The 13,557-nt window shown below is 61.0% G+C and carries 14 protein-coding genes; 11 read left to right on the top strand and 3 right to left on the bottom strand.

Annotated elements, in window-relative coordinates; translation table 11 throughout:
- Positions 1–20 precede the first annotated feature (20 nt).
- From ACGHU1_RS09955 to tatC, 9 genes are all read left to right on the top strand, one after another.
- A complete protein-coding gene (locus tag ACGHU1_RS09955) occupies positions 21–671 on the top strand; it encodes a hypothetical protein (RefSeq protein ID WP_390586391.1) in 651 nt (216 codons plus the stop codon).
- 91 nt (positions 672–762) lie between these two features.
- Positions 763–2,511: an arginine--tRNA ligase gene (argS, locus tag ACGHU1_RS09950; RefSeq protein ID WP_390586388.1), complete on the top strand. Its 1,749-nt coding sequence runs from the start codon at positions 763–765 to the stop codon at positions 2,509–2,511.
- 52 nt (positions 2,512–2,563) lie between these two features.
- The gene (locus ACGHU1_RS09945; RefSeq protein WP_390586386.1) at positions 2,564–3,277 is read left to right on the top strand and encodes an SPOR domain-containing protein; all 714 of its coding nucleotides are present in this window, start codon (positions 2,564–2,566) and stop codon (positions 3,275–3,277) included.
- 106 nt (positions 3,278–3,383) lie between these two features.
- Positions 3,384–4,406, top strand: a complete 1,023-nt coding sequence (gene nagZ / locus ACGHU1_RS09940; RefSeq protein WP_390586383.1) for a beta-N-acetylhexosaminidase — start codon at positions 3,384–3,386, stop codon at positions 4,404–4,406.
- A 68-nt stretch (positions 4,407–4,474) separates the two neighbouring features.
- Entirely contained in the window at positions 4,475–5,263 is a 789-nt protein-coding gene (locus ACGHU1_RS09935; protein ID WP_390586627.1) for a segregation and condensation protein A, read from the top strand.
- 65 nt (positions 5,264–5,328) lie between these two features.
- Entirely contained in the window at positions 5,329–5,952 is a 624-nt protein-coding gene (gene scpB / locus ACGHU1_RS09930) for an SMC-Scp complex subunit ScpB (RefSeq protein WP_390586625.1), read from the top strand.
- Positions 5,953–6,034: 82 nt separating this feature from the next.
- The gene (locus ACGHU1_RS09925; protein ID WP_390586381.1) at positions 6,035–6,274 is read left to right on the top strand and encodes a twin-arginine translocase TatA/TatE family subunit; all 240 of its coding nucleotides are present in this window, start codon (positions 6,035–6,037) and stop codon (positions 6,272–6,274) included.
- Positions 6,275–6,328: 54 nt separating this feature from the next.
- Positions 6,329–6,766: a Sec-independent protein translocase protein TatB gene (gene tatB / locus ACGHU1_RS09920; RefSeq protein WP_390586379.1), complete on the top strand. Its 438-nt coding sequence runs from the start codon at positions 6,329–6,331 to the stop codon at positions 6,764–6,766.
- A gap of 9 nt (positions 6,767–6,775) precedes the next feature.
- Positions 6,776–7,588 carry a twin-arginine translocase subunit TatC gene (tatC, locus tag ACGHU1_RS09915; RefSeq protein ID WP_390586377.1) on the top strand — a complete coding sequence of 271 codons (813 nt, stop codon included), beginning with the start codon at positions 6,776–6,778 and terminating at the stop codon, positions 7,586–7,588.
- A 220-nt stretch (positions 7,589–7,808) separates the two neighbouring features.
- On the opposite strand, the gene ACGHU1_RS09910 is transcribed toward tatC, so the two are convergent.
- The 3 genes from ACGHU1_RS09910 to ACGHU1_RS09900 form a co-directional block, all read right to left on the bottom strand.
- Positions 7,809–8,030 (bottom strand): hypothetical protein, encoded by a 222-nt coding sequence (locus ACGHU1_RS09910; protein WP_390586376.1) that lies wholly within the window; start codon positions 8,028–8,030, stop codon positions 7,809–7,811.
- 421 nt (positions 8,031–8,451) lie between these two features.
- The gene (locus ACGHU1_RS09905) at positions 8,452–10,107 is read right to left on the bottom strand and encodes an amidohydrolase (RefSeq protein WP_390586373.1); all 1,656 of its coding nucleotides are present in this window, start codon (positions 10,105–10,107) and stop codon (positions 8,452–8,454) included.
- A 5-nt stretch (positions 10,108–10,112) separates the two neighbouring features.
- Positions 10,113–11,027 carry an NAD(P)-dependent oxidoreductase gene (locus ACGHU1_RS09900; protein ID WP_390586372.1) on the bottom strand — a complete coding sequence of 305 codons (915 nt, stop codon included), beginning with the start codon at positions 11,025–11,027 and terminating at the stop codon, positions 10,113–10,115.
- 205 nt (positions 11,028–11,232) lie between these two features.
- Here ACGHU1_RS09900 and ACGHU1_RS09895 point away from each other — a divergent pair, with 205 nt between their 5' ends.
- A complete protein-coding gene (locus ACGHU1_RS09895; RefSeq protein WP_390586623.1) occupies positions 11,233–12,498 on the top strand; it encodes a threonine ammonia-lyase in 1,266 nt (421 codons plus the stop codon).
- Between the two features lie 198 nt (positions 12,499–12,696).
- Positions 12,697–13,542 (top strand): arginyltransferase, encoded by an 846-nt coding sequence (locus ACGHU1_RS09890; protein ID WP_390586370.1) that lies wholly within the window; start codon positions 12,697–12,699, stop codon positions 13,540–13,542.
- The last annotated feature ends 15 nt before the right edge of the window (positions 13,543–13,557 follow it).

The raw sequence follows: 13,557 nt of genomic DNA, 5'->3' as shown, positions 1-13,557 counted from the left end.
AACTCAAGGACGTGTAATTCATGGCTTTTCGCACCCGTTTTCTTCCCGCGATTGCGCTGGCTGCTGGATTGGCAGGATGCGCGCAAGAAGGTGAACTGGTGGTTGATCAGGGCGTCGGTGTGACATCGGTCCTGTCATCGTGCCCTTCTGTCGGCATTCCCGATTACACCGGCGATGTCACCGTGTTCCGCACGGCTGGCGATGCGACGATCTCCAATCTCGATATGACCGCTTCGATGACGAACCTGCGCGCCACCTGCGACGATAGCACTGATCGCGTTTACAGCGAGGCGACGTTCGACGTGAATGTCCGCCGCAGCGATGTTCGCGGTGCCCGCACCGTTACGTTGCCGTATTTCGTCACCGTGCTTCGCGGTGGCAGCGCCGTTGTCACGAAACGGGTGGGCGAGGTTACCGTCAGTTTTGCAGACGGCCAGGAACGCGCCTCTGCCACTGGCAAGGCCGGATCGTTCGTGAACCGTGCTGATGCCACCCTGCCAGAGGATATTCGCGAGCGAATCACCCGCCGCCGCCGCGCAGGGGACGCTGATGCGGCGCTGGACCCGCTGGCCGCACCGGAAGTGAAAGCCGCAATCCAGCGCACGAGCTTTGAAATGCTGGTCGGGTTTCAGCTGACCGAAGATCAACTGGCCTATAACGCAACAAGGTAAGCCGGTAGCGGGCTGTGCCCGCCCGCAGCCATGCGGCCGTCAGACCGCCTAAGCGAAGGAAACGCGCACCAGTTGGCGCGCGGACAACAAGATGACCGAAATCCAGACCCTGTATGCCGCCTATGCGGTGAAAATCGAAAATGTCCTCACCGCTTTGGCGGGCGAGGGCGTGCTGCCAGCCGATGCCAGCTTTGCCAATGTAACGCTGGAGCCGCCGCGCGACCCTGCACACGGCGATCTGGCCACAAACGCGGCGATGGTTCTGGCCAAGCAGGCGAAGACCAATCCGCGCGCACTGGCCGAACAGATCGCGGCAAAACTCGCTGAGGAAGATGGCATCGCCAGCGCGGATATTGCTGGACCGGGCTTTATCAACCTGCGCCTTGATCCGGCGGCGTGGCTGACTGAACTGGGCGCGATCCACGCTCTTGCAGATGATTATGGCCGCTCCGCCATGGGCGGCGGGCGCACGGTGAATGTCGAATACGTCTCAGCCAATCCGACCGGCCCGATGCATATGGGCCATTGCCGCGGCGCGGTCGTGGGCGATGCCTTGTCCAGCCTGCTCGAATTTGCAGGCCATTCGGTCACCCGCGAATATTATATCAACGATGCGGGCGGTCAGGTCGATACGCTCGCGCGGTCCGCGCACCTGCGTTACCGCGAAGCGCTGGGCGAGGATATCGGCGCCATTCCCGAGGGGCTGTATCCCGGCGATTACCTGAAACCCGTGGGCGAAAGTCTCGCGCTGGAATTTGGTGAAAAGCATAAGGGCGAGCCAGAGGACGACTGGCTACCGATTTTCCGCGCCGAAGCGGTCACGCGAATGATGGAGCTCATCAAAAGCGATCTCGCCCTGCTGGGCATCCATCACGATGTCTTCGCATCGGAAGCGGCGCTGCATCTGGCAGGAAAGCCGGACGAGGCAGAGGCATGGCTGCGCCAGCATGACCTCGTTTATGATGGCGTCTTGGAAGCGCCCAAGGGCAAGGCGCCGCCCGAAGATTGGGAGCCTGTGGAGCTGCCCTTGTTCCGCTCGACCCAATTCGGCGACGATCAGGACCGCCCGATCAAGAAATCGAACGGCAAATGGACCTATTTCGGGGCCGACCTCGCGTATCACATGCAAAAGGCGGAAAACGCCGATGAGCTGATCGACATCTGGGGCGCGGACCATGCTGGCACGGTGAAACGGATCAAGGCTGCGGTTGCAGCGCTATCCGAAGGGAAGGGTGAGCCAACTCCCTTCGATGTAAAACTCGTGCAAATGGTCGCCCTGATGCGTGACGGTGAACCGGTCAAGATGTCCAAACGATCGGGCAATTTCATCACCATCGCCGACATGATCGAGGAAGTGGGCAAGGATGTGGTGCGTTTCACCATGCTGACCCGCAAACCCGAAGCGCAGATGGAATTCGACTTCGCCAAGGTGGTCGAGGCATCGAAAGACAACCCCGTTTTCTACGTTCAATACGCCCATGCGCGTATCTGTTCGACGCTACGCAAAGCGGCAGAGGCCGGTTTTGCGCCTTCGGATGACGCGCTGGACCGGCTGGGCGAGGAGGAGCTCGCGCTGATCCGCAGCGCCGCCCAATTCCCGCGCGTGATCGAAGCGGCGGCAAAAGCGCGCGAGGCGCACCGGATCGCATTTTATCTCTATGATCTGGCCGCCGACCTCCACGCGTTCTGGAATTTGGGTAACGACGACGCACAAAAACGGTTCATCGTGGAACAGGATGCCGGTTTGACGCAGGCGAGGCTTTTCCTGGCGCAGGCAATCGGGCAAGTGATCCGCAATGGCCTGAATGTGCTGGGTGTCGAGGCGGTTGAATCGCTCTGACGGTTAGCTAACATGGTTTTTGATCAGGTCCGCGTGAAAGGACGGAACGTCAGTGGTTATCGACGCCGAATTCGAAGAAATTGACAACAGCTCAGAAGAGCTGGACCTGTCGGAATCCGACAGCCTGCCTTGGTTAGAGGCGGATGAGGAGGATGAGGCTGCGGGAGGCGTGGACACGGCTCAGATCGCCGGCTTTGGCGCTGTGCTCCTGCTGCTTTTGGTGGGCATCGTAGGCGGCATCTATCTGCTGACAAACACTGGCGGTGACGGCGAATACATCGCCGATGGCAGCACCATCGAGGCACCCGAAGGCCCGGTTAAAGAACGCCCGGAAGATCCCGGAGGCAAGGAGTTTGCCGGCACCGGCAACGTCGCCCCCGTGGTTGGCGAGGGCCAGACTCGCGATGCCAAGATGCGCAACGACGAAGCCGAACCTGCTGCTACGACTGCGCCAGCGCAGGCCGCAACAGGCGGCGAAAAGATCGTGCCCGCTGATCCGGTTGAAACCCCTCCATCTGTATCCCAGCCTCAAGGCGTCGGCGTGCAGCTAGCCGCTTACGGATCGCGCAGCCGCGCACAGACCGGCTGGAACACCCTGATGCGTCAGACGGACGTTCTGAACGGGGTGAAAAACCGGATTGTCACCGGCGTGGTCGATGGCAGCACGGTCTACCGGCTTCAGGCGGTATTGCCGAATCGCGCCGCCGCCGAAGAATTGTGCCGCAAGATCAAGGAAGACGGCCTCGATTGCGCGGTCAAATCCTGAGGGGGCCGGCTGCGACAAGCTGCCCGTTTCGCACACAACGCATTTTTCCCCGCCGCAAGTCGTTAGCGCGCTTGCCTGACCGCCCCGCTCCTGCAAGTCTCCGAGCATGATCCCGGCGATTTTTGGATGCAGCGGCCCTTCTTTGACGGCTGATGAGCGCGCTTTTTTCCGCGATGCGGATCCGGCTGGCTACATCCTGTTCGGAAGGAACTGCGAGACACGCGATCAGCTTCGCGCACTCACTGACGAATTGCGCGCCCTGCATGGCCGCGACCGCCTGCTGGTGTCGATCGATCAGGAGGGTGGCCGTGTGGCCCGGTTGCGGCCGCCGCATTGGGGCGCGTATCCCGCAGGCGAAGCATTTGACAGGCTGTATGACCTCGCCCCCGCCAGCGCGATAGAGGCAGCGCGCGCCAATGCGGCGGCGCTCGGGCTGGAAATGTCCGCAATGGGCATCACAGTCGATTATCACCCTCCGCTGGATGTACGGCAGACCGGCGCGCACGATGTCATCGGGGACCGCGCGCTGGGGGGCAACCCGGTGCAGGTCGCCGCGCTCGGCAGAGCCATTCTGGACGGGCTGGCGGCAGGCGGAGTTGCAGGCTGTATCAAGCATATGCCGGGCCATGGCCGCACCAGCGTCGACACGCATAAGGAGATGCCCACCGTCTATGCCAGCGCGCAGGAACTGGAAAGCGATCTCGCGCCGTTCCGCGCGCTCAACACGGCACCCATCGGCATGACGGGACATCTGCTGTTTCCGGTGTGGGATGCGGAAAATCCCGCCACTCTGTCCGAGACAATTATCCGCGACATTATCCGCGGCGAGATCGGTTTTGACGGGCTGCTGCTGACCGATGATATCGACATGGAGGCGCTCGACGGGACGATCCCGGAACGCTCCGCTCGCGCCCATGCCGCGGGATGCGACCTGATCCTGAATTGCTGGGCGAAAATGGACGACATGGTCGGCATTTGTGAAAGCCTTCCGGTGATGTCCGAACAGACGGCGGGACGGCTCGACCGCGCGCTTGAAAACACACGCGTCGCTCAGGAAATGCCTGATGAGCATGGCGCATTAATGGCGAAACGCGACGCTCTGCTGGCGCTGACGGATCAGGCGGCATGAGCGAAACCGAGCAATCCGGCTTCATGCTGACAGGCGGTGCAATGGGCGCGGGCGAACCGACCGCCGAAATGCCCGACAATTGGCCCCAAGACGATGCGGCACGGCAGGGCGCGAAAACGGGCGACAAGGCGCTGTATCTGGAACTGGACGGCTGGGAGGGTCCGCTCGACCTGCTGCTGGACCTCGCACGGCGTCAAAAGGTCGATTTGCGCCAGATTTCGATCCTTGCACTGGTTGACCAATACCTCACCTATATCGAGCAGGCCGAAAAGCTGCGGCTGGAACTGGCCGCCGATTACCTCGTGATGGCGGCGTGGCTTGCCTACCTCAAATCATCGCTGCTCTTGCCGAAAGAGGAGCAAGAAGACCCCAGCCCCGAAGAGCTCGCCTTGCGCCTGCAATTGCGGCTCCAGCGGCTTGGTGCGATGCGCGAATCGGCGGCGCGGCTGATGGCGCGCGACCGGATCGGGCGCGATATCTTTGTGCGCGGCGCACCCGAAGGGCTGCGGATCGACCGCAAGACCCAATGGAAAAGCGACGCATACTCGCTGATTCAGGCTTATGGACAGGTCAAGGCGCGCACGTCCCCGCGCATTTATCACGTCGCTGACCGCCCCGTGATGACGCTGGACAGCGCGCTGGACCGCGTTTCTGCGATGCTCGGCGTTACGCTGGAATGGATGGAAATCCGAGACTTTTTGCCGCGTCACGCCGACCCTGCACTGCGCAAATCGGCGCTTGCATCCAGTTTTGTCGCGGCGCTTGAGCTGGCAAAGCGGGGCCGCGCCGAGCTTGATCAGGACGACGCCTTTGCCCCGCTGCGCATCCGCCGCCTTAAAGCAAAGGTGGAGGCGTGAGCGAAGAGCCGCGTCAGGACACCGTGCCGAGCGAGGATGTGGCACTGGCGGCAAACGATCCCGTCATGGCGCAGGACGAGGTCGAGCGCGCGCTGGAGGCGACACTGTTTGCTGCCGAAGAACCGTTGGGCGTGGATGCGCTGTCCGCCCACCTAGGCGGCCTGGAAAATGGCGCGGTGCGCGATGCGCTTCGCTCTCTCGCCGGCCATTATGCGGACCGGGGCGTGCATCTGGTCGAGCGAGGAAAACGCTGGCATTTTGAAACCGCGCCCGATCTGGCGCATCTGCTGCGGCGGGAGCGGGAACAGGTTCGCCGACTGAGCAGGGCAGCCACAGAAGTGCTCGCCATCATCGCCTATCACGAACCGGTCAGTCGCGGAGAGATCGAATCGATCCGGGGCGTCCAGACTGCAAAAGGCACTCTTGATGTGCTGATGGAGGCAGGCTGGATCAAGCTTGCGGGACGGCGCGAAGTCCCCGGTCGGCCGGTGATCTACGCCACAACGCCCGAATTCCTCGACCATTTCGGCCTTGGATCGCGCCGCGATCTGCCGGGTATGGATGAACTGCGCGCAGCGGGCTTGCTCGACCCTGTGGACGATGCGCTGGAAGAGGCGATGGAAAGCGCCGGGTCCGGCGGCGCATCCGGCGATGGCGAAGATGCGGCGGAAACATCGGAAGACAGCTGATTTTCACGCAATTGTCCTGACGACTGGCGCAAGCGGATGATCGCCCCTATATTGGCATCACACACAAATAGAGAGATTACGCATGGGCGGTATCGGTATCTGGCAAATTCTCATCGTGGCGTTGGTCATCCTCGTCCTGTTCGGACGCGGCCGGATCTCGGAAATGATGGGCGATTTTGGCAAAGGCATTTCCAGCTTTAAGAAGGGAATGACAGAAGAAGACGAAGCTGAACCTGCGTCAAAGGCGCGGATCGAAGCTCCGGCCAAAGACGTGACGCCCACTGAAACCAAGACCAGCGAACCTAGCGACAAAGCTGGCTGAACCATCGCCGCGCATCAATCGCCGCGCATTACGGTGCGCGCCTGAAGGGCCCCCATGTTCGATATCGGCGCAGCTGAACTTCTGGTCATTGTGATCGTGGCGATCCTAGTGATCGGCCCAAAAGAGATGCCGCGCGCAATGCGCACTGCCGGGCGCTGGATTGGCCAGGTTCGCAAGGTGTCCGCTCATTTCCGCACCGGCATTGATGCGATGGTTCGCGAAGCCGAGCTCGAGGACATGGAAAAGAAGTGGAAAGCCCAGAACGAGGCCATCATGAAACGCACCGCTGACGCTTCTGAGAGCGATGCAGGCGAGCCGGTGATGACAGGCCCGCCGCCGGTCGCGGCCGAAAGCGGGCCCGACACGATGACCGATGATCCTGTGCCCGGTATGTCGCCGTCAGATGAGAAGCCAAATGGTCAGGGCGACGACACCGCACCTGAACTGCCCCTCGCTCCGCGTAAAAACGCGGGCGGGAAATCGGCGGAATAGGCGGCGGGCATGGCATTCGAGATCAAGGATATCGACGAAACCCGCGCTCCGCTGCTCGATCATCTGGTCGAGCTGCGATCGCGGTTGATGCGATCGGTTTTCGCGTTGCTGATCGGGTTTGGCGTATGCTTTTATTACGCCGATCCGATTCTGGGATTTCTGGTCAAGCCGCTAAAAGATGCGTTTCCTGCAGGGGAGGGGCAGCTGATCTTCACGCGCCTGCCCGAATTGTTCTTCGTCGATCTCAAAGTCGGGCTGTTTGCGGGCTTCATGGTAAGCTTTCCGATTATCGCCAACCAGCTTTGGGCGTTTGTCGCGCCGGGCCTTTATGCGCAGGAAAAAAAGGCGTTTTTGCCGTTTCTGATCGCCACCCCGGTGCTGTTTATCGGCGGCGCATCCCTTGCGTATTTCGTGGTCATGCCGACCGCGTTCAAATGGTTTCTCGGCTTTGGCGGAGATGCTGGCGGGCTTACGGTGGAGGCTCTACCGGCGGCGGGAGATTACCTCGATCTGGTGATGCAGTTCATCCTCGCATTCGGGCTTACATTCCTTTTGCCGGTCCTGCTGATGCTGCTCCACCGCGCCGGGATCGTCACGCGTGCGCAGATGTCAGGTGCGCGGCGTTATGTGATTGTTGGGGTGGTTGCGCTGGCGGCAATAGTTACGCCGCCCGATCCGGGATCGCAGGTAATCCTCGCCCTGCCGCTGCTCGTGCTTTTTGAAGGTTCGCTGCTGCTGATGCGGCTTCAGGAACGTTCGGTCGAGAAATCCGCCAAGCGCAAGTCCGAGCAGGCCAGCGAAGACGCTGAAGCTCCATCCTGATCCGTGCTCGCATACAGGCCACGTGCGGTTTGACGTAACGAGCAAAGTGGCCCGGTTCGGCCAGAGCTAAACCTTCGAGTCTGCAATGCCCCATCTCTTCAGCCGTCCACGACGCAGCCGAGCATCTCGAACTGTTTTTAGTTCCACGCTGTCTAGTCGGATCGCAGACAAAAAAAGGGGCCCCGAAAGGAGCCCCTTTTAAAATTCGTGTCAGCCGATCTTACGGGCTGGTTGGTGCATCGTCGCCGCCGTCAGCAGCAATAACGATACCGCCGATGATCGCAGCTGCTGCGAGAAGAGCGATGATGATGCCGCTGCCGCCAGCAACTTCGCTTTCACCTTCAACAGGTGCGGAGGTGCGGTCGAAAGCTGCTTCTGCGATCGCAGGCGAAGCTGCGAGCGAAACCGCTGCGGTAGCCAATGCGAGGGTACGGATCTTCATCGTTTTGTCTCCAATTGAGCTCTAAATTTATTATTCGAACAATGGCTAGCCCGATTCACAATTCGTGGCAAGTCTTAATTTGGACCCGAGCGCGCTGCCACCCCGCACTAGAATATCGTAATTTCAATCTCTTACGCGATCAGCCGGACAAGATCACCAGACTTCACCGCGAAAACGCCGATTCAAATTTGTGCAGTTGCACAATTGCAACTTACCCTCTGAAACGACACGCATTTAATCAACTGGTCAGTGCGCAAAGCGTTCCGATTCGTCCAGACGTGCTCTCCGCTCTCGGTTTCACCGTATATTCGAAAATATTGCCAAACCAAGAAAGACTCGGCGGTTTAGGCAGTTATACTTAGACCAATTGAGTAATCAGTTGCACCGTCGCGGGTCGGGCTGCGCGATAAATGCGGCGGAATTACCTTTTCCGCTCGCCGCCGATCCAGACCTGCAAAATGCGCGTTGCGCGGATATCAGCCGGTGATGCGAGCATCGGATCGCGGTCAACCAACAGAAAATCCGCTCTCTCCCCGGCGACCAGTCTGCCAAACCGGCCATCGGCAAACCCTGCAAACGCGGCGTCGGAGGTAAAGCCCTTTAGCGCAGCCTCGCGGGAAACGGTTTCGCTTGGCAGCCATCCACCAAAGGGCTGGCCGTCTGCATCGGTCCGGCTGATCGCGACCGCGAAGCCTGCGAACGCATCGGCTGGTTCAACCGGCGCGTCTGATCCGAAGGCGAGCCTGCCGCCTACTTTCAATACGCTGCGCCAGGCATAGGCTCCGTCCAGCCGGTCAGGTCCAAGGCGGGCCTCTGCCATGGTTCGATCGGACGTCTGGTGAAGCGGCTGCATCGATGCGATCACGCCGTGTCTGCCGAACTCTTCAAGGTCCGCAGGATCGACGATTTGCGCATGTTCGATGCGCCAGCGGCGGTCCCCTTCATAGGTTTCGGACAATTCTTCAATCGCATTGAGCACGTCGGCATTCGCGGCATCACCAATTGCGTGGATCGCGCTTTGGAAATTGTCGAGCGCGGCGCGGCTCATCAGATTGCGCAATTGTGCGGGGGTCAGCAGCGGCAGCCCGGTCGTCGCCGGCTCGTCCTCATACGGTTCTTTCAGCGTGGCGCCGCGTGATCCGAGCGCGCCGTCGAGGTACAGCTTGATCCCGCCGAGCCGCAGCTTGTCATCATACAGCCACGGCGTCGGCTCTGCGCCCGCGATCAGCTCCATCGAGGCGAGGCTGTCGGCGTACGCCATGATGCGGATGTTTAGCGCGCCGCGGTCTCCAGCACGGCGGAATGTCTGCCAGTCCTCTATCGGCGTGCCCATATCGGCAACCGCCGTTACACCGTTGGCGATCAGGCGCTGCTGCGCTTTGGCAAAGGCGGCATCGCGGTCTTCGGGGCGAGGGGCGGGGACGACTTTGCCGACGAGGTCGATGGCGTTGTCGATGAAGACCCCGGTCGGCGCGCCAGCGGCATCGCGGATCACGCGCCCGCCTGCCGGGTCCTGCGTTTCTGCGGTCACTCCTGCACGGTCGATAGCCGCCGAATTGGCCCAGTTGGCGTGGTTATCGGCGCGTTCCAGCCAGACCGGGCGGTCCAATACAACCGCGTCCAGTTCAGCGGCGGTGGGAAAGCGGCCAAGACCCCATTTTTCCTGATTCCAGCCGCGACCCAGAATCCACGGGCGGCCCGGATTATCCTCGGCAAATTGGGCAATCTTTGCCAGCGCCTCTTCGAGCGAGCGCGTTTCCGAAAGATCGAGCGTCAGTTCGGCAAAACCGATGTCCATCACATGCACATGCGCGTCAATCATGCCCGGCAGCATCACGCGGCCTTCGCCATCAACGCCAAATTCAACGTCGCGCGGGCGGTCATCGCCGCGCTCAAGTATTTGCGTGATGATGCCATTGTCGTCGAACACCAGTCCGGTGAAACGCACCACGTCGCCGTCCTTATTGACGGTCACTCCATCAACATTGTCGACCAGCGTATCGGCAGCGGCAGGGACGGCGAAGAACCCGCCGATCAAAACGGCAGACGCCGCGAGGAGGCGGTGAGCGAAACGCATGAAATTCATCCTTTGGTCGGTGTGTCTTTTGACGCGGGCAGACGGGTGATCAGCGCGCTTGTATCCTTGCGCCCGCCGCCTGCCGCCTGAACGTCGGCATAAAATTGATCGACCAGCGCGGTGATTGGGGATGACAGGCCCAGCCGTTTGGCCTCGCCAAGAGCATAGCCCAAATCCTTGCGCATCCAGTCGATTGCGAAGCCGAAATCAAATTCATCGGCGGTCATGGTCGACCAGCGATTGTCCATCTGCCAGCTTTGCGCCGCGCCGCCTGATATCGCCTCATACGTCTTGTCGAGGTCCAGCCCCGCTGCCTGAGCCAGCCGGATTGCCTCCGACAGACCGCCCAGAACCCCGGCAATGCACATCTGGTTGGCCATCTTGGCCGTCTGACCAGCGCCCGCAGGGCCGACATGGACCGTTGATTTACTATAACACTCCATCACGGGCCGGGCGCGCTCAACCGCCGCGTCTGATCCGCCGCACATGATGGCAAGCTGGCCGTTCACCGCGCCCGCTTCGCCGCCGCTTACGGGTGCGTCCACGGCATCGATACCGCGCGCCTGCGCCTCGGTAGAAAGCAGGCGGGCCATGTCGGCCGATATTGTGGTGTGATCTACCAGAAGCGAGCCAGCGCGCATGGCGGAAAGCGCGCCGTCCTGACCCAAAGTCACTTCGCGCAGATCTTCGTCATTGCCGACACAAACAAACACGATGTCCGCGTCGCGCGCAGCCTGCGCCGGGGTATCGGCAAACGCGACTTTCAGCCCTTCGCCTTGCCAGATCTCGGCCCATTTATCCGCCCGGCGCGGAGAGCGGTTATAAGCGGTTACGCTTCGGCCTGCGCGGGCAAGATGGCCCGTCATCGGACCGCCCATCACGCCAAGTCCGAGAAATGCGACAGAAAGCGGTGAAGTCATGACCGCCAGCACTAGTCAGCTTTTGCGGTGCTGCCAATGCAAAGGGGCGGGGTTTTCCGTTCCCTTTCAGGTTTTATCACAGGCCCGGAGCTCTTCCGGGGATGCTGCAATCGGCAAAGCAGTCTTGCGGGGTGCAATTATGCTGAGGAACACGCTGCGTTTGGAATTGCCCTTGCGATTGGGACGGCCTAACCCCGCACGCACCATGACCGCCGAAACCGCATCCGCTGTGCCGCTAGCCGCCAGCACCGCCAGCCCTGATGAGCTGACCATCGACACTGTTCGCGCCGCTGCTGCGCGAATTGAGGGCGCTGTGGTCAAAACGCCGATGATGCGCTCTATCACGCTGTCGCAGATCACGGGCGCGGATATCTGGCTGAAGTTTGAAAACCTGCAGTTCACCGCCGCCTATAAGGAACGCGGCGCGCTCAATGCTTTGCTGCACCTTACCGAAGAGCAAAAGCAGCGCGGCGTCATAGCCGCATCGGCAGGCAACCACAGCCAGGGGCTATCCTACCACGGGACGCGTCTGGGAGTGCCGGTGCACATCGTCATGCCGCGCACCACGCCGACGGTGAAGATCATGCAAACCGAAAGCGTCGGCGGCAAAGTCGTGCTGGAGGGTGAGACCTTTGATGAAGCGCACGCCCACGCGCGCAAGCTTGAGGCGCAAATGGGCCTCACATTCGTGCACCCGTTTGACGATCCGCTGATCGCTGCAGGTCAAGGCACAGTGGCACTTGAGATGCTGGAGGTGCAGCCCGACCTCGATTGCATCGTCACGCCGATTGGCGGGGGCGGCCTGATCAGCGGTATGGCAACGGTCGCGCGCGCGACCAATCCCGATATCGAGGTGGTCGGCGTGCAGGCCGCGCTGTTCCCCAGCATGTTCGACAAGATCAAAGGTGAGAGCCATCCCTGCGGCGGCGACACGCTGGCCGAAGGGATCGCTGTTAAAAAGCCGGGCGAATTCACCAGCAAGGTGATCGCGGAGCGGGTCGATGACATCCTTCTCGTCAGCGAACCTTCGCTGGAAAAGGCGGTGTCGCTGCTCCTCCAGATCGAGAAAACCGTGGTCGAGGGGGCGGGCGCTGCGGGATTGGCGGCGGTGCTCAGCAATCCTGAACGGTTTGCAGGCAAGACCATCGGCCTGGTCCTGTGCGGCGGCAATATCGACACGCGGCTGCTTGCCAATGTGTTGCTGCGCGATCTGGCGCGGCAGGGCAGGCTGGCGCGTCTGCGCGTCACATTGCAGGATCGCCCCGGCGCCCTGTTCAAGGTGATGCGCCTGTTTGACGAGCACAACGTCAACATCATCGAAATCTATCACCAGCGTATTTTTACGACGCTCCCCGCCAAAGGCCTGATCACCGATATCGAATGCGAAGCGCGCGATGCGCAGCAGGTTGAACAGCTGATCGCGGCCTTGCGGGCGGAGAATTATATCGTCGAGGCGGTGGAACTGAACTGATCGGAAGGCCGGGCTCCGTTTGGTCCGATATCGTTTCTGTTTCGCGGCCAAATTGTGCAAAGTAAGGCGCTATTAACCATGAATCTTGGTTAAGGGTCTTTTACCTGGGAACCCGAAAAGGCATAACATCGTCTTAACAGGCAAAGAGCCGATTCCCGTATCGCCCCCGCTCGAACACCAAAGGACGCAGCCAAACCCGTGACGGCCCCGATCCGCTTCCCCCGTTTTTTTGTGACCAGTCCGGCGCCGTGCCCGTACCTGCCCGGTCGGCAGGAGCGGAAGGTTTTCACCGAGCTGAAGGGGGAGCATTCGGATCAGCTGAACGAGGCGCTGGGCAGGATCGGGTTCCGCCGCAGCCAGACTGTCGCTTATCGCCCCAGCTGCCTTGACTGCCAGGCCTGTGTTTCGGTGCGCGTTGTCGCGGGCGAATTCAAACCGTCCAGCACACAGCGGCGCGACATCCGGCGCAATTCCGATCTGGTGGTGACCGAATGCCGCCCGTGGGCGACGGACGAACAGTTTGATTTGCTCGCAAAGTATCTCAGCGTGCGGCATCCCGATGGCGGAATGTCGGCGATGGATGAACTCGATTATGCCGACATGATCGAACACACCCCGGTGACTAGCAATGTCGTCGAATACCGTGAGCCGACTGCCGATGGTTCGCCCGGCAAACTGGTGGGTGCCTGCCTGACGGATCGGCAGGGCGATGGGCTGTCGATGATCTATTCGTTCTATGATCCCGATCATGAAGGCCGCGCCGGGCTCGGCAATTTCATCATCCTCGATCACATCCTGCGCGCCGCAGCCGACAAACTGCCCTATGTCTACCTTGGTTACTGGGTCGAGGGGTCGCCGCGGATGCAATATAAAGTGCGCTATCGCCCGCTGGAACGGCTTGCCCGGGATGGCTGGCAGCGCATGGATAGCGACGAGCAGAGCAAGCTGATCGCCGAAGCGACCGCTCCGCGACAGAAAAAGGCTGGCACAGTGGAAGCTGCACGGGGTAAGGACGGGCAACCGGTCAAATTCCCAGCGAGCTAATATTTGCCACGTTTA

It is taken from the genome of Erythrobacter sp. MTPC3 (assembly GCF_042854385.1).
Taxonomy (GTDB): domain Bacteria; phylum Pseudomonadota; class Alphaproteobacteria; order Sphingomonadales; family Sphingomonadaceae; genus Erythrobacter.
Note: the sequence above shows the minus strand (reverse complement) of the source record. Positions and strands in the feature narration are given on the sequence as shown.